The 21,843-nt window shown below is 69.5% G+C and carries 16 protein-coding genes; 10 read left to right on the top strand and 6 right to left on the bottom strand.

Features of this window, described 5'->3' with window-relative positions:
* Positions 1 to 71: 71 nt before the first annotated feature.
* From AB0B82_RS12820 to AB0B82_RS12800, 5 genes are all read right to left on the bottom strand, one after another.
* The gene (locus AB0B82_RS12820; RefSeq protein WP_360166047.1) at positions 72 to 1,376 is read right to left on the bottom strand and encodes a hypothetical protein; all 1,305 of its coding nucleotides are present in this window, start codon (positions 1,374 to 1,376) and stop codon (positions 72 to 74) included.
* A 79-nt stretch (positions 1,377 to 1,455) separates the two neighbouring features.
* Positions 1,456 to 2,109 carry a Rid family hydrolase gene (locus tag AB0B82_RS12815; protein WP_360166045.1) on the bottom strand — a complete coding sequence of 218 codons (654 nt, stop codon included), beginning with the start codon at positions 2,107 to 2,109 and terminating at the stop codon, positions 1,456 to 1,458.
* Complete coding sequence (locus tag AB0B82_RS12810; RefSeq protein WP_360166043.1) at positions 2,106 to 3,686, bottom strand: FAD-dependent oxidoreductase; 1,581 nt, start codon at positions 3,684 to 3,686, stop codon at positions 2,106 to 2,108. Before AB0B82_RS12810 ends, AB0B82_RS12815 begins: the two co-directional genes overlap by 4 nt.
* 113 nt (positions 3,687 to 3,799) lie before the next feature.
* Complete coding sequence (locus tag AB0B82_RS12805) at positions 3,800 to 4,582, bottom strand: serine protease (RefSeq protein WP_360166040.1); 783 nt, start codon at positions 4,580 to 4,582, stop codon at positions 3,800 to 3,802.
* Between the two features lie 9 nt (positions 4,583 to 4,591).
* Positions 4,592 to 6,646: a glycosyltransferase gene (locus tag AB0B82_RS12800; RefSeq protein ID WP_360166037.1), complete on the bottom strand. Its 2,055-nt coding sequence runs from the start codon at positions 6,644 to 6,646 to the stop codon at positions 4,592 to 4,594.
* Between the two features lie 15 nt (positions 6,647 to 6,661).
* Between AB0B82_RS12800 and AB0B82_RS12795 the strand changes: the two genes are divergently transcribed.
* The 5 genes from AB0B82_RS12795 (at position 6,662) to AB0B82_RS12775 (ending at position 14,032) form a co-directional block, all read left to right on the top strand.
* Complete coding sequence (locus tag AB0B82_RS12795) at positions 6,662 to 7,165, top strand: hypothetical protein (RefSeq protein WP_360166034.1); 504 nt, start codon at positions 6,662 to 6,664, stop codon at positions 7,163 to 7,165.
* A gap of 247 nt (positions 7,166 to 7,412) precedes the next feature.
* The gene (glgX, locus tag AB0B82_RS12790) at positions 7,413 to 9,533 is read left to right on the top strand and encodes a glycogen debranching protein GlgX (RefSeq protein ID WP_360166031.1); all 2,121 of its coding nucleotides are present in this window, start codon (positions 7,413 to 7,415) and stop codon (positions 9,531 to 9,533) included.
* Positions 9,530 to 11,926, top strand: a complete 2,397-nt coding sequence (gene treY / locus AB0B82_RS12785; protein ID WP_360166027.1) for a malto-oligosyltrehalose synthase — start codon at positions 9,530 to 9,532, stop codon at positions 11,924 to 11,926. Before glgX ends, treY begins: the two co-directional genes overlap by 4 nt.
* 6 nt (positions 11,927 to 11,932) lie before the next feature.
* Positions 11,933 to 13,672 (top strand): malto-oligosyltrehalose trehalohydrolase, encoded by a 1,740-nt coding sequence (treZ, locus tag AB0B82_RS12780; protein WP_360166024.1) that lies wholly within the window; start codon positions 11,933 to 11,935, stop codon positions 13,670 to 13,672.
* A 159-nt stretch (positions 13,673 to 13,831) separates the two neighbouring features.
* Positions 13,832 to 14,032, top strand: a complete 201-nt coding sequence (locus tag AB0B82_RS12775) for a hypothetical protein (protein WP_360166021.1) — start codon at positions 13,832 to 13,834, stop codon at positions 14,030 to 14,032.
* Between the two features lie 752 nt (positions 14,033 to 14,784).
* On the opposite strand, the gene AB0B82_RS12770 is transcribed toward AB0B82_RS12775, so the two are convergent.
* A complete protein-coding gene (locus AB0B82_RS12770; protein ID WP_360166018.1) occupies positions 14,785 to 15,444 on the bottom strand; it encodes a helix-turn-helix transcriptional regulator in 660 nt (219 codons plus the stop codon).
* A 127-nt stretch (positions 15,445 to 15,571) separates the two neighbouring features.
* Between AB0B82_RS12770 and AB0B82_RS12765 the strand changes: the two genes are divergently transcribed.
* The 5 genes from AB0B82_RS12765 (at position 15,572) to AB0B82_RS12745 (ending at position 21,827) form a co-directional block, all read left to right on the top strand.
* Positions 15,572 to 16,246, top strand: coding sequence for a response regulator transcription factor (locus tag AB0B82_RS12765; RefSeq protein ID WP_360166015.1), 675 nt, complete (start codon positions 15,572 to 15,574; stop codon positions 16,244 to 16,246).
* Positions 16,243 to 17,508, top strand: a complete 1,266-nt coding sequence (locus AB0B82_RS12760; RefSeq protein ID WP_360166012.1) for a HAMP domain-containing sensor histidine kinase — start codon at positions 16,243 to 16,245, stop codon at positions 17,506 to 17,508. Before AB0B82_RS12765 ends, AB0B82_RS12760 begins: the two co-directional genes overlap by 4 nt.
* Positions 17,509 to 17,589: 81 nt before the next feature.
* Entirely contained in the window at positions 17,590 to 18,540 is a 951-nt protein-coding gene (locus AB0B82_RS12755; protein WP_360166009.1) for a MoxR family ATPase, read from the top strand.
* A gap of 27 nt (positions 18,541 to 18,567) precedes the next feature.
* Entirely contained in the window at positions 18,568 to 19,707 is a 1,140-nt protein-coding gene (locus AB0B82_RS12750; protein WP_360166006.1) for a DUF58 domain-containing protein, read from the top strand.
* Complete coding sequence (locus tag AB0B82_RS12745) at positions 19,704 to 21,827, top strand: DUF3488 and transglutaminase-like domain-containing protein (RefSeq protein ID WP_360166003.1); 2,124 nt, start codon at positions 19,704 to 19,706, stop codon at positions 21,825 to 21,827. Before AB0B82_RS12750 ends, AB0B82_RS12745 begins: the two co-directional genes overlap by 4 nt.
* Positions 21,828 to 21,843: the final 16 nt, after the last annotated feature.

Genomic DNA, 21,843 nt, shown 5'->3' with positions numbered 1-21,843 from the left:
CCAACCCTGCCCCAGCCGAGCAGCTACGGCAAGACCTGAATAGCTGTTATGGACGTCCGTAATAAGCCGACTCAGCGCGGGATCTTCTCCACCAGCAGCTGATAAGGCCGCGGCGGCCGCCCGAGCTTGTTCGATCGTGGCGGCGGCATCGGCCAGGCCAGGCCTTCGTCGACCAGCGTGGTCAGCGTCCGCCGCGCCGTCCGCAACGTCACGCCGAGCAGCTCGGCAACCTTCTCCGCGTCCACGACCCGCTCGGTGTCCTTGGCCTCCTCGAGCCGTTCCGCGAGCGTCGCCAGGACCTGCAGCGCCCGCGAGTCCGTCCGCACCGGCCGCTCCGCGGCCCGGGTGCGCTCGCCGGGGATCTGCAGCACCAAACCCTGCGGACCGACCACGAAGGCCGAGTCGCCACCGGCCGCCTTGTCGACGGCGGATTGCGCGTTCACCTCGGCCTCGCGCGTCGACGTACCGGTCCCGATGCCGATCTCCAACCGGATCCCCAGTTCTTCGGAGATCCGGTCCAGGAACGGCGCGACCGACAGGTTGTCGGTGGCCAGCCGCAACGAACCCATCGTGGTGACGATCAGGAAGCTGTGCTCGTCACGCGGCACCACGGCGGCGTCCATCGGCCGGGCCTCGCGCAGCAGTTCGCGGTGCAGCGACAGGCGCAACTCCTGGTACCAGTACGCGCTCGCGCTGGCATGCGCCGGCAGCGAGGCGGCCGGCACCCGCACGATCATCGTGACGATCCGCGATTCCTCGAGCTTCGCGCCGCTGCCCATCAGGACGGCCGTGGTCAATGCCTGGCGGATCGTCATCGAGGACGGAGTCATCCGCAGTGTCGGTACGCCGGCCGCGCGCAGCGCGACATCGACGGTCGGCACGGTGGTGACGGCCCCGGTGGTACGGCCGCGTTCGTGCAGCGACCGGTGGAAGTCGAGGAACGTCTCGGCCGACTCCGGGCCGGTGTACTCCTTCAGCCGGACGCCCGCCGAACTCAGTCCGATCTCTTCGTAGACATGCTTGAGGTCCCGGCGCGACATCGTGTCGACGCTGATCCGGGCCGGGTCGAACACCTTCTCCAGCACCCCGCGCAGCAGCGTCGAGAACAACGCCGGCCCACCGCTCGGCACGTACGTCGCCGGTACCGGGAGACCGCCCGCGACCGCCACGTCGTACGGCAACGGTCCCGCGAACAGGAACGCGTCGACCCGGCCGGCGATCCGCGCCGCCTGCTCGTGTGCGTCGTGCTCGTCGGCGTACACGGCGGTGACCAGGCGCAGCCCGGGGTTGTCCAGCTCGCGGGCCAGGTTCATGATCCGGTGCACGATCTGCTCGGCACCGACCACGCCGACGGTCACCTGTTCGTGGGTCGCCACCCCGTCAGGTTAACGGGACGGCGACCCACGACGACTCAACTACAGGCGAGCCAGGGCTCAGGCAGGGCTCAGGTAGGGCTCAGCGCTTCGGGTAGGCCGCGTCGACCTCGACCTCGACCAGCCAGCCGGACACCGGCAGGTTCTCGATCTCCAGCGCGAAGCGGGACGGACAGGCCTTGTTCACCACGAACGGTTTCGCCGGCGGCGCCGTACCGAGCGGGACCGGGACGTACGCCCCGGTGGTCAGATCGGTGTTGGCGAAGTACTGGCGGTACGCCCGGTTCCAGCCGGCGAAGTCGGCAGCCGCCGCGCCGGACGGGTTCTGCAGGAACACGCGCATCGTGTAGACGTCGGCGTACGACAACCCGGCCACGGCCAGGTTCTCGCCGATCCGCCGGAGCACGTTGATGCCTTGGGCCTCGGTGATCGTGACGCCCGCGGGCAACGTCCCGCCCGGGAAGACCGCGGTGTCGATGTACGCCGCCTCGCCCGAGGCGCCGGTGTTGAGCGCCGACGGCCCGATGCCGCTGGTCTTGTAGATCGGGGTGTTGGCACCGATGCCGACGCCGTTGGCGATCATCGGGTTGGCCTGGCCCGCGGGCAGCGCCGGCACGACGGTGCCGGGCTTCGGCGGCTTGGGCTTGGGGAACCAGCCGGCGGCGGTCGTCGCACCACCGGTGAGGAACAGCGCGACAGCGGCCGCGCCGGCGATGAGCGCACGTCGAGTTTTCATCGGCTCGCCACCCGGGTGTGCAGTGCGGTCACCGAAGCCCGCGCGGACACCATCGCGCCGTGCTGCCAGGCGATCGCGTGCGACAGGTGGTCACCGGCGAAGTAGATGTTGCCGGTGGCATCGAGCAGCCGCGCGTAGATCCCGTCGGTCTGCGACGGCCAGCTGACCCACGACGCCTCGGAGTACTTCGTGCCCAGCCAGTTGACCGAGAACGCCGCCTTGATGTCCTTGCGGTACACCTCACCGTGCATCTTGGCGCCTTGCATCAGCGCGCGATCGAGCCGCTGCTGCGGGGTGAGTGCGCCGTAGGTGTTCGCGTTCGTGCCGGTGTTGTAGTACCCGATGACGGTGCCGCGCTTGCCGTGGAAGCCGTACGACGGGTACCAGGTGTTCGACGTGTCGAGGTTGCTGTTGGTGATCCCGCCGTAGATCTTGAGGTCCTCCTCCCACCAGCGGCGGCCGTACTCGATGCCGATCTTGCCCGCGTTCGTCGGCCGGGCGTATTTGAGCGCTTCAATGATCGGCGCGGGCAGGTTGGACGGGACCTTCGCGGCCAGGTGCGGCGGCAGCGTGCAGATCGCGAAGTCAGCGGTGACGAGCTTGGTCCGGTTCCCGCTGGTGTACGTGACCTCGACGCCCGTCGACGTGTTCTTCAGCCCGGTGACCTCGGCGCCGTACTTGATCTTGTCCTTGCCGATCGCCCGCTCGAACGCGTACGGGATCCGGTCCATCCCGCCGACCGGCTGGAACATCATCATTGCTTGGTCCCAGCCGAACTCGAACGAGAAGTAGTTGCCGACACCGCTGGCGAACACATCGCTGAGGGCGTACGGCGGTGCCGTCGTGCCGCCCTCGAGTCCGGCACCCGGCTCGACCGTGTAACCGCGCCGGCCGTCGGTCCCGGTGTAGGCGAACCCGCTGGCCTTGTTGCCGATCGAACCGAAGCTGCTCAGGAAGCTCAGCAGCGCCTGCTTGTCGGCGGCCGTGAGCTTGCTGTCGAGCGCGCCCTGGTCGGTCGCCGTGGCGAGCAGTTCGGCGACGTACCCGTACACATCCGCCTTGGCGGTCCGGTGCAGGATCGGCATGTTGGACAGCGCGGTGGTGCCCTCGCGGTACAGGTACGCGTCCGCGTTCTGGTTCACGAACGGTTCGATCGCGACACCGAGCTCACGGCAGTACTCGAGCGTTACGTGGTGCTGCGGCAGGCGCGCCGGGCCGGCGTTCATGTACTGGCCCGGGGAGAACGTCGCGCGCTGGGTGTGGCCGGCCAGGTCGGTCTCGACGGTGCCGCCGCGAACCGTCCAGTTCCGGCCGCCCGGGCGGTTGCGGGCCTCGAGCAGCGTGACCTTGTAGCCGGCCTTGAGCAGTTCGTACGCCGAGGTGAGCCCGGCGATGCCGGCGCCGAGGATCACGACGTGCTTGGCGCCGCGGCCGTTGAGGTCGGCCCGGGACGGGGCGGCGTAGGCGGGGGTTTCGGCGACGCCCGTGAGGCCGAGCGCCGACATGGTGGAGTAGAGGACCCCGGCTCCACCGGTGATACCGACCTGTTGCAGGAACTGACGTCTGGTCTGCGCCATGGTTCTCCTCACTGGGCAACTGGGTAGCTGACCAGAAAGGTAAGGACATGGTGTTTTCGGAGCGTGTCAGGACCGTAACGGATAGATGCTCGTACTGACAGGTATGTTTCCAGTTAACGAACCTGTTGAGCCAGTGTCTCGGCCGCGGCCGCAACCTCTGCGTAAACGCCGGGTTTACCGGGCTGCGCGCAGCCCTGGCCCCAGGACACGACACCGAGCAGACGGCCGTTCAGAACGAGCGGTCCGCCGGAGTCGCCCTGGCAGGCATCGATGCCGCCCTCGACATAGCCGGCACAGATGTTCGTGGCAGCCGCATAGCCGTTTGCCACATAGCTCTTGTCCGCGAGGCAGGTCTTGTCGCCGAGGTCCGGTACGGCGGCCTTCTGAAGCGTCTCGTCCGGGCCCGTGCCCTGCGTGTCACCCCACCCGTAGACCGTCGGCACGACGCCCGTCCGGTCCGCCTGCGCCCTGGTCTCCAGGGGCAGCACCGGTACGCCGGTGAACGGCTTCGCCAGCGTCAGCACCGCAACGTCGTACCGGTGGTCCTTGGTGTTGTAGCCAGGGTGCACCCACACCTTGCTGATCTCCGAGGCCTGCCCGACCGACTCGTCGGCGAGGTCGGTCCGGCCCTGCACCGCGTAGTACGTCGACACAGGTTCGTCCATGCAGTGCGCCGCGGTGACGATCTTGTCCGGCGCCACCAGCGTGGCCCCGCAGAAGCGGCCGCTCGGCGACGCGGACTGGGTGTTGTTCAGTGCGACCGCCCACGGCGCCTCGCTGACGCTCGCCAGCGTCCCGCCGACGACCACCGGCTTCGCTCCACCAGTGGCGGCCGCCAGAACGCCGGCCAGAACGCAGGCCAGCAGCGCGGCCTGTACTCCCCGTGAGAACGTCATCGCTGTAGGTTAGCGAACGACCGGAGCCTCCAGGCTGCCGTACCGTTCCATGCGCTGCCAGCGGAGTCGCGTGCCGGCCAGTGCGGTGAAGACCGACTGGATGACGACCAGGTACATCAGCTGCCGGTAGACGAACTGCTGCAGCGGCAGCGTCCAGAGCGGTCCGATCCGTTCGCCGTCCAGACGGAACGCGTAGAAGCCCATGGCCAGCTGCAGCAAAACGAAGCCCGCCCAGACGCCCAGCACGCGCACCGGGTCCAGGAAGACGAGGCCGTAGATCGCGAAGACGTCCACGACAGGTGCCAGCAGCGGCAGCAGCACCTGGAAGAGCAGGAGGTAGGTCAGGCCGCGGCGTCCGAACTTGCCGGCCCGCCCGCGCTGCAGCATCGCCCCGCGGTGCTTCCACATCGCCTGCAGCGTTCCGTAGCACCAGCGGTACCGCTGCCGCCACAGCGCGCCGAGTGACGCCGGCGCCTCGGTCCAGGCGACCGCGCTCTCCTCGTAGACCACCCGCCAGCCGTCCCGGCACAGCGCCATGGTCAGGTCGGTGTCCTCCGCGAGCGTCACGTCGCTGAGTCCGCCGATCCGCTCCAGCGCCGTACGGCGGAACGCGCCCACCGCACCGGGCACCGTGGGCATGCACTCGGCCAGGTCGAACAGCCGGCGGTCGAGGTTGAAGCCGATCACGTACTCGATGTGCTGCCAGCGGCCGAGCAGCCCGCCGCGGTTGCCCACCTTGGCGTTGCCGGACACCGCGCCGACGGCAGGATGACCGAACGGCTGGATCAGCTTGCGGACCGCGTCCGGCTCGAACACGGTGTCGCCGTCGACCATCACGATCAGCTCGAAGCGTGCTGCCTGCAGCCCGGTGTTCAGCGCGACCGGCTTGCCCGCGTTGGCCTGCCGGATCACGCGCACACCGGGTATGCCCAGTCCCTCGACGAGGTCCGCCGTACCGTCCGTGGAGCCGTCGTCGACGACGATCACCTCGAGCGGATGGTCCGAGGCCACCAGCGAGCGGATCGCAGCCTCGATGCCGGCGCTCTCGTTGTACGCCGGGACGATGACGCTGACCGGCTCCGTGACCGGCGGACCGTACGTCCAGTTCCGCATCCGGGCGTGCCGGCGGGCAGCGATCACCGTGGTGATCGCGCGCAGCACGCTGAGCGCGCCGGCGGCGTACAACAGCCAGCCGAGGACGGCGAGGACGCCGTCGCTGATCTTCATCGCCCAGATCACGGCGTGACCGCGGGCCTTGTCCCATGTGCTCGCCGGACGCGTCGGGTCCGGCAGACCGACGGCGTCGCCGACCGTGGCAAAGCGGAAGCCGCGCGCCTTAAGACGCGGCAGCAGCTTGCTGAGCGCCTCGACAGTCTGGCTGCGGTCACCACCGGCGTCGTGCATCAGCAGCACCTGCCCGGCTGTGCTGCGCGGCATCGAGTTGGCGATCACTTGCTGCGTCCCAGGCCTCCGCCAGTCCTCGCTGTCCTGGCTGGTCAGCACGGCCAGGTAGCCGGCGTCCCGGGACTGCTGCAGCGCCTTCCAGTCGCGGTCGCTCAGCGCGCTGGGCTCCGAAGAGTACGGCGGCCGCAGCAGCGTCGTACTGACACCGGTCGCACCGGCGAGGATCAGCTGACTCTGCCGGAGCTCGATCGAACGCCGCCAGCCGGCCGCCGTCGACAGGTTGGCGTGGGTGAAGCTGTGGACCGCGATCTGGTGGCCTTCGGCGACGATCCGCCGTGCCAGGTCCGGATGCTCGGCCACCGCGGTTCCGACGACGAAGAACGTTGCGTGGACCTGCTGCTGCCGGAGCAGGTCGAGGATCTTCGGGGTCCAGACCGGGTCGGGGCCGTCGTCGAAGGTGAGCGCGATGGTGCGCGGCTTCGGGGCGACCGAGCGGGGCTTGCCCTCGGCGGCGTCGATCACCGCTCCGCCGCGGAGGATCTGGCGTGGCACCGACGCCGAGCCGCCGGTCGGCTGGACCGCGCCGTCGGGTTCCGCCCCGAACATGTGGTGCGTGTAGCCGTTCAGCAACAGCATGCTGGCCAGACACACCAGTAACATCGCCAGGACGATCCAGTGTGTCCGGAGTGGTACCTGCTTCGCCCGCCGTGCGACCGGTCTGCTCACGACGCGTTCGGCGTCTTCGTCTTACCGGGCGGTGTGGTCGGCTTGTTGCCGTGGGAGCGCTGGGTGGTCGTCGGCGTCGACGGTGTGGTCGTCGTGGTCGTCGTGGTCGTCGCGGTCGGCGAGTTGGTCCGGCCGGGCGGCATCGTCGTACCGGTCGTCGGCGGGACCGTCGGGACGATCGTTGGTGTCACCGTCGATCCGGGTGTCGTCGTCACCGGCGGCGCGCCGGTCGGTGTCGTGCTCGGCGGGGAACTCGTCTCCGGCGTCTCCGACGGGGTGCGGACCTCGGTGGTCTCGGACCGATCGCCGGCCCCGGGCCGCGGTGTCTTTGCGGCGATCTCGGCCGGTGGAGCGGTCGGCCGGTGCTTCGGTTGCGCGGCCTCCGGCAGCGGAATGAAGGGGGTGTCCATCCGTGGCCCGCCCAGCAAACTACTCGCCATGAGCGCCAGGTAACCGACTGTGGGCACGGCGAGGAACGCGCCTGCTCTGCGGATGCTGCGGCGGCGGCGCCCGGTCGAATCCTGGAAGACCGGCCGCCGGGCGGAAGGCGTTTTCACAAGGGCGAGAGCTTAGTCGAACCGAGCCGAAATTGGGATGTTTCCTGTCTTGCAGGGAACTGCAAGCCCTTGCCTGAAGAATTCTCAAGACCGAAACACTCGGGGCAGGGATGAGTTGGGGTCCGGGTGGCTACTGTCATCTGGTGCAGAAATGGCCTGGTAACCCGTACCCTCTCGGCGCCACCTACGACGGTGCCGGAACGAACTTCGCGCTCTTCTCGGAGATCGCCGATCGCGTCGACCTGGCGCTGATCGGCGACGACGGAAACGAACAATTGATTCAGCTGACCGAGGTGGACGGGTTCGTCTGGCACGCGTACCTCCCGGGCGTGCAGCCGGGACAGCGGTACGGCTTCCGCGTGCACGGGCCGTACAACCCGGACGAAGGCCACCGCTGCAACCCCTCCAAGCTGCTGCTCGACCCGTACGCGAAGGCGATCGACGGACAGGTCGACGGTGAGGAGTCACTGTTCAGCTACCGCTTCGGCACACCGGACGAGCTGAACACGATGGACAACCGCGAGCACACGATGCAGTCGGTGGTGACCAACCCGTTCTTCGACTGGGGCAACGACCGCCCGCCGAACCACGCCTATCACGAGACCGTGATCTACGAGGCGCATGTGAAGGGTCTGACCAAGACCCATCCGGCGCTGCCGGAGAACATCCGCGGGACGTACGCCGGACTCGGCCACCCGGCGATCGTCGAGCACCTGAAAGAGCTGGGCATCTCGGCGATCGAGTTGATGCCGGTGCATCAGTTCGCCCAGGACGGGCACCTGCAGGACCTGGGGCTGTCCAACTACTGGGGGTACAACACGATCGGGTTCTTCGCACCGCACAACGCCTACGCCTCGACCGGTACCCGCGGGCAACAGGTGACCGAGTTCAAGGCGATGGTGAAGGCGCTGCACGAGGCCGACATCGAGGTGATCCTCGACGTCGTCTACAACCACACCGCCGAGGGCAACGAGTTCGGGCCGACGCTGTCGTTCAAGGGCATCGACAATGCGGCGTACTACCGGCTGGTGGACAGCGACAAGAAGCACTACTACGACACCACCGGCACCGGCAACAGCCTGCTGATGCGGCACCCGCACGTCCTGCAGCTGATCATGGACTCGCTGCGCTACTGGGTGACCGAGATGCACGTGGACGGCTTCCGCTTCGACCTCGCGGCCACGCTGGCCCGGCAGTTCCACGAGGTCGACCGGCCGTCGGCGTTCTTCGACCTGGTCCAGCAGGACCCGGTGGTGAGCCAGGTGAAGCTGATCGCCGAGCCCTGGGACGTCGGCGACGGCGGCTATCAGGTGGGCAACTTCCCGCCGCTGTGGACGGAGTGGAACGGCAAGTACCGCGACACCGTCCGGGACTACTGGCGGGGCGAGAAGTACACGCTCGCCGAGTTCGCCTCCCGCCTGACCGGTTCGTCCGACCTGTACCAGGACGACAGCCGCCGGCCGCTCGCGAGCATCAACTTCATCACCGCCCACGACGGCTTCACGCTGCGCGACCTGGTCTCGTACAACGACAAGCACAACGAGGCGAACGGCGAGGGCGGCAACGACGGCGAGAGCCACAACCGCTCCTGGAACTGCGGCGAAGAGGGGCCGACCGACGACCAGGAGGTGCTGCGGCTGCGCGCCAAGCAGCAGCGCAACTTCCTCACCACGCTGCTGATCTCGCAGGGCGTCCCGATGATCGCCCACGGCGACGAGTTGGGCCGAACGCAGAGCGGGAACAACAACGTCTACTGCCAGGACAACGAGCTGTCCTGGGTGGATTGGGACCTGGGCGAGTCCGAGCAGGACCTGCTCACGTTCACCCGATCGCTGGTCCGGCTGCGCAACGAGCACCCGGTGCTGCGCCGCCGGCGGTTCTTCCACGGTGACACCGGGATCGACGGTCTCGGCGACCTGGTGTGGTTCACCCCGAACGGCACCGAAATGGAGGACGGCGACTGGCAGCGCGACGACGCCCGCGCGATCGCGGTGTTCCTGAACGGCGACGCGATCTCCGAGCCGGACCCGCGCGGCGAGCCGGTGGTCGACGACTCGTTCCTGATCCTGCTGAACAGCCACTACGAGCAGGTCGACTTCCTGCTGCCGCCGAAGGAGTACGGCGAGAACTGGACGGTGGTCGTGGACACGACGACCGCGACCGGACCGGACACCGACGAGCCGCCGCACGCGGCCGGTTCGACGGTCCAGGTGGAGGCTCGCAGCACCCTGGTCCTGCGGCGTCCGAGGCAGGTCGCCGGATGACGGGGGTCCCGCAGGCCACCTACCGGTTCCAGCTGCATGCGGACTTCGGTTTCGACGACGCGGCGGCGGTGGTTCCGTACCTGTCCGGCCTCGGGATCTCCCATGCCTACCTGTCCCCGATCCTCCAGGCGGCGCCCGGCTCGATGCACGGGTACGACGTGGTGGACCACAGCCGGTTGTCCGAGCCGATGGGCGGCCGGCCCGCGTTCGACCGGTTGTCCGAGCGGCTGACCGAGCACCGCATGGGTGCCGTCGCGGACGTCGTACCGAACCACGTCGCCGTACCGACTCCGGAGAGCCTCAACAAGGCGCTGTGGTCGGTGCTGCGGCTCGGGCCGGGGTCGCCGTACGCGGACTGGTTCGACGTCGACTGGGGTGCGGGCGACCAGCCGTTGCTGATGGCGGTGCTGGGCCAGCGGATCGGCAAGGTACTCGCGGACGGTGAGCTGTCCGTGGACGGTGACGTCCTGCGGTACTACGAGCACGAGTACCCGCTGCGACCCGGGACGGAGCACCTGCGGTTGGAGGAGCTCGTCACCGCGCAGTGGTACCGGCTGGCGCACTGGCGGGTCGCCGACGAGGAGTTGAACTACCGGCGGTTCTTCGACGTCGACACGCTCGCCGCGGTACGTCAGGAGACCCAGGAGGTCTTCGACGCGACGCATGAGCTGTTGCTGGAGCTCCTGCACGAGGGCAAGCTTCACGGCTTCCGGATCGACCACCCTGATGGTTTGGCAGACCCCCGTGGGTACCTGCGCCGGCTGGCCGAGCGGACCGGCGGCGCATGGGTCGTGGTGGAGAAGATCCTGGAAGGCAAGGAGAAACTGCCCAGTGACTGGCCTTGCGCCGGCACCACCGGGTACGACGCGTTGCTGCGGGTCGGCGGCCTGTTCGTCGACCCCGCGGGTGCTGCACCGCTCGCTGCACTGCACACGGAGCTGACCGGTGCACCGGCCGACTTCGGGCCGGTGGTGGAGGAGGCGAAGCGCGAGATCGTCCGCCACGGTCAGTACGCCGAGGTGCATCGGCTGGTCGAGTTGCTCGCGCGCATCTGCCAGGACGACGTACGGCTACGGGACCACACGCGGCGGGCGTTCCACGAGGTCGTGGTGGAGCTGCTGGTCCAGTTCGACGTCTACCGCGCGTACGTCGTGCCCGGCGAGGAGCCGTCGGCGGACGCGGTGGCCGCAGTGGAGCGGGCGGCAGATCGGGCGCGCGCGAAGCTGGACGAGGACCGCCAGGAGACGCTGGACGTCGTCCTGCAGCTACTGCTGGGCCGGGAGACCAGTCCGACCGACGAGAAGGCACGCGCCGAGCTGATCGTGCGTTTCCAGCAGACCTGCGGCCCGGTGATGGCCAAGGGCGTCGAGGACACCGCCTTCTACCGCTGGCTGCGGCTGACCTCGCTGAACGAGGTCGGCGGGGACCCGGCGCACTTCGGTGTCACGCCGGAGGAGTTCCACGCGTACGCGTCTCAGCTGAACCGCGAGTGGCCCAAGGCGATGACCACGCTGTCCACCCACGACACGAAGCGGTCCGAGGACGTCCGCGCGCGCATCGGCGTACTGTCCGAGCAGCCCGCCGTCTGGCTGGAGGCGGTGCATGAGTGGCGCCGCCTGTCTGAGGACCACCGCAGCCCGCTGCTGGACGGCGCGACGGAGTACCTGTTCTGGCAGACCCTCTTCGGCACCTGGGACGACGGACCGCTGTCCGAGGACCGCATGCAGGCCTACCTGCTCAAGGCGATCCGCGAGGCCAAGCGACTCACCTCCTGGACGTCACCGGATGAGGAATACGAGCAGAGCGTCACAGCCTTCGCCGGCGCGGTGCTGAAGGACGAAACCGTGCTGACGGCCGTACGGCGCTTTGCTGACGGTCAGACGCAGTACGTGCGCGCGGCGACCCTCGGACAGAAGCTGGTTCAGCTGACGATGCCCGGCGTACCGGATGTCTACCAAGGAACCGAGCTGGTCGATCTGTCCCTCGTGGACCCCGACAACCGCCGTCCGGTCGACTACGAGCAGCGGATCGAGCGACTGCGGCGCCTGGACCAGGGTGGCAAGCCCGCTGACCTGTCCGACGAGAAGCTGCTCGTGACGTCGCGGGCGCTGCGCATCCGCAGGCAGTACCCCGAGGCCTTCGCCGGCAGCTACACGCCGCTGCCGACGTCCAGCGGGCATGCGATCGCGTTCGCGCGCGGCGATGCGGTGATCACGGTGGCGACCAGACTGCCGGCCGCGCTGGAGCGGCTGGGCGGCTGGGGCGACAGTACGGTGGTGCTGCCTGAGAAGGAGTGGAAGAACGTGTTGACGGGCCGCGCGGTGGGCACTGGGGCGGCCCGAATCGACGATCTGCTGGCGGACCTCCCGGTCGCCCTGCTGGTCAGGAGCTGACAACTCATGCACACCTTCCGCGTCTGGGCGCCGGAGGCGACCGCCGTCGACCTGGTCCTACGCGACGGTGTGCTGCCGATGCGCTTCGCCGCCAAGGATCAGCAGAGCGGTTGGTGGGAACGCCACGTCGTGGAGGCCGACCACGGCACCGACTACGCGTACTCGATCGACGGCAGTGACCCGCTGCCAGACCCGCGCAGCGCGTGGCAGCCGGACGGTGTGCACGGCTTCAGCCGGGTGTTCCACGCGGACCGCTTCGACTGGAGCGACGACACCTGGACAGGCCGGGAGGTCGCGGGCTCGGTGTTCTACGAGTTGCACGTGGGCACGTTCACACCCGAAGGCACGCTGGACGCCGCGGCCGAGCACCTCGACTACCTGGCGGTGCTGGGGGTAGATGTGGTCTCGCTGCTGCCCGTCGCCGCGTTCCCCGGCGTCCGCGGCTGGGGGTACGACGGCGTGGACCTCTACGCGGTGCACGCGCCGTACGGCGGTCCGGAAGCCCTGCAGCGGTTCGTGGACCGTTGTCACGACGCCGGGCTGGCCGTCTGCCTCGACGTCGTCTACAACCACCTCGGTCCGAGCGGGAACTACCTCGCCGAGTTCGGCCCGTACTTCACCGACCGCCACACCACGCCGTGGGGTCCGGCGGTCAACCTCGACGACACCGGCAGCCATGAGGTACGGCGCTGGATCTGCGACAACGCATTGCGCTGGTTCCGCGACTTCCACATCGACGTACTGCGTCTGGACGCCGTACACGCACTGGTCGACGACAGCTCGACGCATCTGCTCCAGCAGCTGTCGAACGAGACAGCTGCGCTGTCGAAGGAGCTGGGACGGCCGCTGGGCCTGGTGGCCGAGTCGGACCTCAACGATCCGCGCATGGTCGAGCCGGTGTCCCAGAACGGCATGGGGATGACAGCCCAGTGGAGCGACGACTTCCACCACGCGCTGCACGCCCTGCTGACCGGAGAGCGGTTCGGGTACTACGTGGACTTCGGGGATCCGGCCGTGTTCGCGAAGACGTTGACGCGGGTGTTCCGGCACGACGGCGGCTACTCGACGTTCCGCGGCCAGGACTGGGGCCGTCCGGTCGATCCGGGCAGTCATCGCGGCGGTCAGTTCATGGTGTACACCTCGAATCACGACCAGGTCGGCAACCGGGCGCTCGGCGACCGTCCGAACCTCACGCCCGGGCAGCGCGCGATCGGCGCTGCCCTCGTGCTCACGTCGCCGTACACGCCGATGCTGTTCATGGGTGAGGAATGGGGCGCCTCGACGCCGTGGCGGTTCTTCACCGACTTCGACGAACCCGAGCTGGCCGAGGCGGTCCGGACCGGCCGGCGGCAGGAGTTCGCCGCGTTCGGCTGGGACGCCGACGAGATCCCGGACCCGCAGGATCCGCAGACCTGGCAGAGCTCGCTGCTCGACTGGTCCGAGCTGGACGAGGCGCCGCATCGCGAGGTGCTGAACTGGTACCGGCATCTGCTCACGTTCCGGGCCCGGATGCCCGAGCTGCACGACGACCGGCTCGACTCCGTCGGCGTCGCGTTCGACCCGGACGGGGCGTGGATCGTGGTGTCCCGCGGCAGCCTGCGCGTGGTGGCGAACCTGGACGCGGCCGACCGCGTCGTCCCCGTGGACGAGACCCCGCAGCATGTCGTGATGGCGTTCGCCGCGGCCGAGGTGATCGGCGGCGGAGTCGCGTTACCCGGTCACGGCGTCGCGATCGTGTCCGTCTGAGACTGGCGAACGGGTCACATTTGTGGGCTGATCCAACAGAACACGGCGTTCGAGCCTGTTGATCCGTGGTGATTTCCGGAATCGCTTGTCTGCCGGGGTGGTCGTGTCCGACTGTTGATGGGCCAGCAGGGGACGGGGGGTTTGTGACGGGAGGACTGGATGACTGTCGGAGGAGTCGACACCTACTACGACTACGAAGAGAAGCAGTGGAAGAGCCGGAGACTGGGTGGCGGTCCGATCCGCCGCGGCCCCGTGTGCCCGGCACCACGCACCCCGGACCACACGGTGCACGACACCGGCGTCCGTGAGCGCCGCCGGACCGGCCGGGACCAACAGCCGCCCCAGCACACACTGAACTGAATCACCCGAAGGACCCGAGCAGGTGGGGGACGGCAATCGCGCCGTCCCCCACCTGCTTTTCCGGCTCTTGTGACCGATCCCTGGGTGGGTCTTGGGTGATCGAGATGGTGCCCGGACTGGACGCCGCGCGCCTTCCCGCACGGTGGGTTCACCCATCGTGTTGTGGGTTCCTGACCCGTGTGAAGGGTGCGGAACCCACAACACCGTGGGTAAACCCACCGTGCGGCGGCAACTCGGAAACTCCTACGACCGCGTCGCATTACCGCGTCGCATTACCGCGTCGCATCACCGCCGACCAGACCACCGCCGGCTGATCCACAGCACGGCACACTCGTGCGAGGTCGGCTGCGTCGGTGGTCGTGCGGGCTCAAGACGGAAGCTTGGACAGGTTGTGGTGGGTGTGGACTGGTTATTGCTTGTGCAAGGTCCCGGGCGGTTGTGCAAGGTCCCGGGCGGTTGTGCAAGGTCCCGGGCGGGTGTGCAAGGTCCCGGGCGAGGTGCACGAGCCCGTGTGGGTGTGCGAGGTCCCGGGCGGGTGTGCACGGTCGCGGATGGGTGTTCGCGGTCCCCGGTAGGGGCTGAAGGGTATTGGGTGCGGAGACGCGCGCGGTCGTACAGCGCGGTCGTACGGCGTGGTCGTACGGCGTGGTCGTACGGCGTGGTCGTACGGCGTGGTCGTACAGCGCGGTCACTCAGACCCACCCACGGATCAGTCACAGGAGCCGCTTTCCCGCTGTTGCCGCTGAGATCGGTCAGGATGCCCGCTCAAGCAGCCAGCCGCGGTCGGCGGCCTTCACGCCGGCCTGGAAGCGGCTGCGCGCGCCGAGCCGGTTCATGATCTGCGCGACCATCCGGCGTACTGTCCGGACCGAGATGTCCAGGTGCGCCGCGGCCACCTCGTCGGTCGCCCCGAGCGCCAGCAGCCGCAGCATCTCCTGTTCCCGCAGCGACAGGTCGGCCTCGTCCGGCAGGTCCCGGTCCGCCAGCGGTACGGCGTCCGGCCAGATCCGCTCGAACAGCTCCAGCGCGGTGATGACCACGCTGGTCAGCCGCAGGACGGCGACGCTGCCGTTCGAGGTGTCGGCGGGCAGGACGGCGACCGATCCGTCGATCACCAGCGCGTTCATCGGGACGTGCGGGACGGTCCGGACCGCGACGCCGGCCGCGGAGAGCGCACCCAGGTGCCGGCCGACGGCCGGCATGGTGCGGGCGTGGTCGGGAAAGATTGCCCGATAGCGCACACCGTGCTTGATCTCGCGCGGCGCGAGGGCCGGCCCGAACATCGGAGCGGCCGGGGACAAGGTGCTCATCGCGATTACCTCGTCCTCCGCCGCCGCGAGGAGCTCGGCGACCCCGGCGGGGGCCGGCAACTGCTGGAAGCCACTAGGGCGGTTGAGCATGGTGACAGTCATGTGAGTGAACCCCCAGAGGATGTGGCAGCGCCACCGGCGGGCCGGATGGACGTGCGCGCTGCGTGACCGTTCATGACACATACGATCCGGGGAGACGATGACATTTCGATGACACCCGAGGTCGAGCGTGCGCGTACTGGTGGTAGAGGACGACAAAGAGCTCCAGGTGGCTGTCCCGGCGGCGCTGCGGTCGGCGAATCTCGCGGTCGACCTGGCCGTGGACATCGCCTCCGCCGACGAGGCGCTGTACGTGAACAGCTACGACTGTGTCGTGTTCGACCGGATGCTCCCGGACGGCGACTCGCTTGAGCACGTCCGCGGGCTGCGGCAGCAGGGGTTCGCGGTGCCGGTGCTGTTCCTGACCGCGATGGCCACCCTGTCGGACCGGCTGGACGGGTTCGAGGGCGGCGGTGACGACTACCTGGTCAAACCGTTCGCGGTCGAGGAGCTGATCGTCCGGGTGCTCAGCCTGGTCCGCCGCGGCCCGACCATCCGCCCGCCGATCATCAGGTACGCCGATGTCGAACTCGACACGGCCCGCCGTACCGTGCATCGGGCGGGCGTCCTGGTGACCTTGCGCGGCAAGGAGTTCAGCGTGCTGGAGTACCTGATGTCGCGGCCCGAGCAGCTGGTCACCCGGTCGGAGCTGATCGAGCACTGCTGGGACGGCGACGGGCCGATGTCGAACGTGGTCGACGTGACGATCACCCGATTGCGGAGCCGGCTGCGCGGCGGGCCCGACCTGATCCAGGCGGTCCGCGGCCAGGGATATCGGCTGATCAACCCGGGCGGTGCCGCGTGAGCCGGCGCCGGGCGCGTGGCCCGTCGGCCGAGCGGCTCCGCCGGCTGCGCTGGTGGCTCACGGTCCTGTTCACCGCCACGAACACCATCGCGCTGGTCGTACTGGCACCGGTGATCGTCGTGCAGGACGCGCAGCGCAGCGCGGACCGGACCGATCACGACCTGAGCGTGGTGGTCGAGCCGGTGCTCCGGCTGATCGACGACTCCGGCGGCGCGCTGGACTACACCCGGGTCGGCCGCGATCCGCTGGCGTCCGGTTGTCCCGACTTCGCAGTCCGGCCGGGCAACCCGAGCGACTTCGAGCCGTTCCTGAGCTCGCGGCACTGCACCCGCGTCGACGAGCGGAAGCTGGCCGAGGTCGCGGCCGAGGCAGTGCGGAACAGTGCGCCGGTCTCCGTCGACGCGCGGGCGGAGAACGGGCATTCGATCCGGATCGCGGCGAGGCCTTTCAAGGACGCCAACGGCCGCGACTTCGGGGCCGTACTCGCCTGGAAGGACACCCAGCAGCAGGACGAACAGCATCGGCAGCTCATGATCGCCGTGCTGGTCGTCTGCGCGATCCTGATCGCTGCCGCCGCGCTGGTCAGCTACTGGCTGTCCGGCCGCGCGATTCGGCCGGCGATGGCCGCGCTCGAGGAGCAGGAGACGTTGCTCGCGGAGACCGCCCACGACCTCCGGACGCCGGTCGCGGCGCTGCGGGCGCTGGCCGAGACGGCGACGCGCGACCCGGAGCAGCGCGCCGAACTGCTACCGCGCACTGTGCGGCTGGCCGGCCGGATGGGCGACATCATCGACGGTTTGCTGGTCCGCGCCCGGCTGGCCGCAGGGGTCGAGCACCTCGCGATCCAGCCGGTTTGGCTCGACCAGCTCGTCGCCGGCGTGGTCGAGGACATGCCGACCGAGGGCGCCCGCTTCTCGCTGGTCACGGCGCCGACGATGGTGCGGGCCGACCCGACGCTGCTGCAGCGCGCGATCGGGAACGTCCTGGCCAACGCGATGCGGCACGGCCGGGCGCCGGGTGCGGATCAGGCGATCGTCAACGTCACGGTCGCCGACGGCCGGGTCACGGTGGCCGACCAGGGACCTGGCATCGATCCGGCGGTCGGTGCGGACCTGTTCGACGCGTACACGACCACCGGCTCGACCGGGCTGGGGTTGTCGATCGTGCGCTGGGTGGTGCTCGCGCACGGCGGGGAGCTGCGCGTCTACAACGCCGACGAGGGCGGCGCGATCTTCGAGATCCAGCTGCCTACCGTCCAGTAGTGGACTACGGCGGTACGGCGGATGGACCGGCAGCGACTAGGGTCACCCAGTGCAGTCCGGCGTACACACGGGAGTGACGGAATGAGTGCAACCATCCCACCGGGCGAGGCGTACCGGTCGGTGGCCGACAACCTGGCGAAGGTGATCCACGGCAAGCCTGAGGTGATCCGGCTGGCACTGACCGCGCTGTTCGCCGAGGGACATCTGCTGATCGAGGACGTGCCGGGGCTCGGCAAGACCACGCTGGCCCGGTGCATCGCGCGCAGCGTCGACGCGACCTGGAACCGGATCCAGTTCACGCCGGACCTGCTGCCCGGCGACATCACCGGCGTGATGGTGTACCACCAGGGCAGTGAGACCTTCGAGTTCCACCCGGGCGGCATCTTCGCGAACGTCGTGGTCGCCGACGAGATCAACCGCGGGACACCGAAGACCCAGTCCGCGCTGCTCGAGGTGATGGCCGAGCGCCGCGTCACCGTCGACTCGAAGACCCGCGCCGTCCCGGACCCGTTCCTGGTCATCGGCACCCAGAACCCGATCGAGATGGAAGGCACGTACCGGCTCCCGGAGGCACAGCTCGACCGGTTCCTGATGCGGATCGAGGTCGGCTACCCGGACCACGACGCCGAGGTGCGGATCGTGCTCGGCGACACCGGGCAGATCGGGCCCGACTCGCTGAGCCCGGTCATCGACGTCCCGGCGCTGCGTGGTGCGATCGCCGCCGTCCGGTCCGTCCACGTCGACCCGGCGATCAGCTCGTACGCCGTGCGCCTGGCCGCCGCGACGCGCGAGCACACCGCGGTCCGGTACGGCGCCAGCCCGCGCGGCAGCATCGCGCTGGTCCGGGCGGCCCGCGCGTACGCCGCCACGGACGGCCGCGCGTTCACCACGCCGGACGACGTGAAGCAGGTGGCGCACTCGGTGCTCGCGCATCGGCTGGTGCTGACGCCGGACGCGGAGCTGAGCCAACGGCCGCCGTCGTCGGTGGTCGACGAGGTCCTCCCCGCCGTCCCGACGCCGTTGGCCAAGTAGTACGAGCGAATCGGGACTGGGGACCGGATGAGACTGACGGGACGTGGAGCGGCGGTGCTGCTCGGGTCGGTCGCCTCCTACGGGCTGGGCGAGCTGGCCGGGTACTCCGTGTTCCGGGCGCTGGCCGGGGTCGGTCTCGGGGCGTTGATCGCGGCAACCGTTCTGACCGTCAGGCAGCCGCACGTGACCGTGCACCGGGTGCTGTCGCCGGACCGTGTCGAGCGCGGCCGCCCGGCGCTGGCCACGCTGCGCGTGCGGAACGAGGGCGCGCGCTGGCAGTCCGCGTTCGCGGCGTACGACTCGGCCGGCGACGCGCGCCGGGAGGTGAAGATCCGCCGGCTCGGTCCGAGCAGCGAGGCGACGTATCGGTACGAGCTGCCGACCTCGCGGCGCGGCAAGGTCGAGGTCGGACCGCTGACGCTGGAGCGTCGCGACCCGCTCGGGCTGACGCGCAACAGCAAGGCGACCGGCGAGGTCGCGACGCTGTGGGTGCATCCGCAGCGGCATCCGACCAAGACCGTGGTCGCGGGCCGGCCGCGTCATCATCACGTCGGGCGGACCGCGGACGACTCGCTGCGCGGCTCGGCCGATCTGCGCGACGTCCGGCCGTACGTCGTCGGCGACGAGGTCCGGCACCTGCACTGGAAGGCAACCGCGCGGACCGGGCAGCTGATGGTGCGCGACTACGCCGATCCCGATCAGCCGCGGCTGACCGTGCTGCTCGACACCCGGCGCGGACCATTGTCCGAGGCAACTTTCGAGCAGGCGGTGGACGCGGCGGCATCGGTCCTCTTCGCCGCCTCGACCGCGGGACACCGGTGCCGGCTGGTGACCACGGCCGGCTCCGACCTGGCGGCTCCGTGCGGTGCGGTCGCGTCGCGGATGTTCCTGGACGAGTTGTGTGTGACGCAGCAGCGTGACGACGAGAAGGCCGGCCTGGTGCCGAACGTACTCACGACCGGTACGTCGGCGGGCGGGGCGATCGTCGTGGTGACCGGCGCACGCGGATCGGCTGTGGATTTCGCGCCGCTGCTCACGCGCTACTCGTCGGTGACAGTGATCGGCATCGGGGACGCGCAGGGTGTCGCCCCGATCCTCGGCGCGCAGATCGTCCTCGGTGGTTCGGCGCGTGAAGCGCTTCGACAGTGGACCGGGGTACTGCGATGAGCCGGCGGCAGACCGTCGCGGTGCTCGCCGCCGTACTGCTCGGCGCGTTGTGTTTCGGGCCGGTGTTCGGGCTGCGCAATCTGTGGCTGCCGATCGTGGCGGTGTGCGTGGTGAGCTTCGCCGTCACCGAGATCTGCCGGCACCGGCTGGCCGCGTGGCGGACGATCCTGATCATTCTGGGCGGTCTGCTGGCGATCGTCGAAACGGTGCTGCGGGCAACCACTGCGGCCGGACTGCCGACCGTCGCGTCGATCCGGGCTCTTGGCAACGGTTTGACGGGTTGGCGGCTGACTCTGGAGTCGACGTGGCCGGCGCGGCCCGATCCCGAACTCGTGGTCTTCGTGCCGCTGCTGACCCTGATTGCCTGCCTGCTCGCCATCGAGTTGCTCGACCGGACGCCGCAACTCGTCGCGCTGATCCCCGGTCTCGGTGTCCTCGGCGTGAGTCAGCTGTACATCGCGGCGTCCGGCTGGACCGCGGTCCTGATCGCGGGGGCCCTCGGCCTGCTCGTGGTGGCGTTGCTGATCCCGGACAACCTCGAGTATCGGCGGATCGCCCCATGGCTCGCGACGGCAGTCGTCACGGTCGTCGCGATCACCTGTGGTCTCGTCGTGAGTGCGGTCGATCCGGCGGGGCGGACGCCGTACTCCTTGCAGCAGGTACAGTCCGCGACGGCACCCGGCGTACGGCAGACGAGTCCGCTGGACGAGCTGGCCAGTCGGCTGAGTTCGCGAGAGCGCGACGACGTCGTGTTCAGGTACACCTCGTCGGAGCCGGTCGACCGGTGGCGGCAGGTCGCACTCGACACCTTCGACGGAGCGAACTGGACGACCGATCATCCGTTCCTGCGGATGGGATCCAAGCTGGCGCCCGGACCTGACGTGCGGGTGCCGACCTCCCCCGAGCAGGCGAGTGTGCAACTCGAAGGCCTGGACGGGCCGTGGCTGCCCAGCCAGTTGCTGCCGGCAACGGTCAGTGGTGTGGCGGATCCGCAGGTGGAGCCGATCGGCGGGACGCTGCTGGCGGCGGGGCGTCCGGACGCGTACGCGCTGAGCTGGCACAAACCGGTCGTCGACGCGGAGTACCTACTGAATGCCGGCGTCGCCGCCGATGCTCCGGGTGGGCTGGGCGACCTCGGGCCGGTGCCGCCGGAGATCGCGTCGATCGATCCCCTGCGCGGCAAGCGAGCCACCATGGCGACGGCGATCGCCCTCGAGAAGTACCTGAGGCAGAACTACACAGTCGCGGTCGGGGACAACCTGCCGACCGGGTACGGGTGGCCGCAGCTGAAGAAGTTCCTCGTCGACAGTCCGGCCGGCGGCGCACAGGCCGCGCGGAAGCAGTCCGGGACGAGTGCGCAATTCGCCGCCGCGTACGTCGTCCTCGCGAGGCTGAACGGGATCCCCGCGCGGCTCGTGGTCGGGTTCCGCGCACCGGCCGAACCGGAGGCGGACGGGTCCTACGTGGTGCGGAACTCCGACGCCTATGCCTGGCCCGAGGTAGCCGTTGACGGGCTCGGCTGGTGGCCGCTGGACCCGGCGGCGGACGCGGCGACCGGCCGGCCGACTGTGGCCGGATCGATCGACGAGGTCAACAACCAGGCGCGGGCCGCCGTACCGCCGGTCGAGAAGATCGAGGACCCGGTGGAGCGGCCGCACACCGACGCCCCGGACGACGGCGGCACGCTCCCGATGCCGAGGATCCCGCTGGTCGCGGTCTTCGCGGTGTCGGCGGGGTTGTTGCTGCTGTGGCTTGTCGGCGTACCGCTGCTGAAAGCGCTGCGCGCGGCGCGGCGCCGGCGGCGGGACGGTCGCGCGGGCGTGGTCGGCGCGTGGGCCGAGGCGCGGGATCGGCTGCGCGCGTACGGCGTACCGGTGACTGCCGGGATGACCGTGCGGGACCTGGCCGAAGCGGCGAAGGAGTACCCGGAGACCGCGGCCGGGCTGTCTCGCGTCGCGCAAGCCGTGGACTACGCACTGTGGGCCGGTACGGCGCCGACGGCCGAACTCAAGGAGCACGCCTGGGCAGGCGTCCGGGACCTGCGGAAGGCGCTCCGCCGACAGCCGTGGGGCGACCGACTCCAGGCGTCGCTGGAGTTGCGCACGTTGTTCGGCCGCTGACGCTGCGCCGGTTCCG

The sequence above is a fragment of the Kribbella sp. NPDC048915 genome, from assembly GCF_040649595.1.
Lineage (GTDB): Bacteria > Actinomycetota > Actinomycetes > Propionibacteriales > Kribbellaceae > Kribbella.
This window is presented reverse-complemented; position numbering and strand designations above follow the sequence as displayed.

Bases quoted from the DNA above. Each gene is read 5' to 3' on its own strand.
- AB0B82_RS12815 (WP_360166045.1), bottom strand. From the start codon at position 2,109: ATGAAAACTCGACGTGCGCTCATCGCCGGCGCGGCCGCTGTCGCGCTG.
- AB0B82_RS12810 (WP_360166043.1), bottom strand. From the start codon at position 3,686: ATGGCGCAGACCAGACGTCAGTTCCTGCAACAGGTCGGTATCACCGGT.
- AB0B82_RS12805 (WP_360166040.1), bottom strand. From the start codon at position 4,582: ATGACGTTCTCACGGGGAGTACAGGCCGCGCTGCTGGCCTGCGTTCTG.
- AB0B82_RS12800 (WP_360166037.1), bottom strand. From the start codon at position 6,646: ATGTTACTGGTGTGTCTGGCCAGCATGCTGTTGCTGAACGGCTACACG.
- treY (WP_360166027.1), top strand. From the start codon at position 9,530: ATGACGGGGGTCCCGCAGGCCACCTACCGGTTCCAGCTGCATGCGGAC.
- treZ (WP_360166024.1), top strand. From the start codon at position 11,933: ATGCACACCTTCCGCGTCTGGGCGCCGGAGGCGACCGCCGTCGACCTG.
- AB0B82_RS12775 (WP_360166021.1), top strand. From the start codon at position 13,832: ATGACTGTCGGAGGAGTCGACACCTACTACGACTACGAAGAGAAGCAG.
- AB0B82_RS12770 (WP_360166018.1), bottom strand. From the start codon at position 15,444: ATGACTGTCACCATGCTCAACCGCCCTAGTGGCTTCCAGCAGTTGCCG.
- AB0B82_RS12755 (WP_360166009.1), top strand. From the start codon at position 17,590: ATGAGTGCAACCATCCCACCGGGCGAGGCGTACCGGTCGGTGGCCGAC.
- AB0B82_RS12750 (WP_360166006.1), top strand. From the start codon at position 18,568: ATGAGACTGACGGGACGTGGAGCGGCGGTGCTGCTCGGGTCGGTCGCC.
- AB0B82_RS12745 (WP_360166003.1), top strand. From the start codon at position 19,704: ATGAGCCGGCGGCAGACCGTCGCGGTGCTCGCCGCCGTACTGCTCGGC.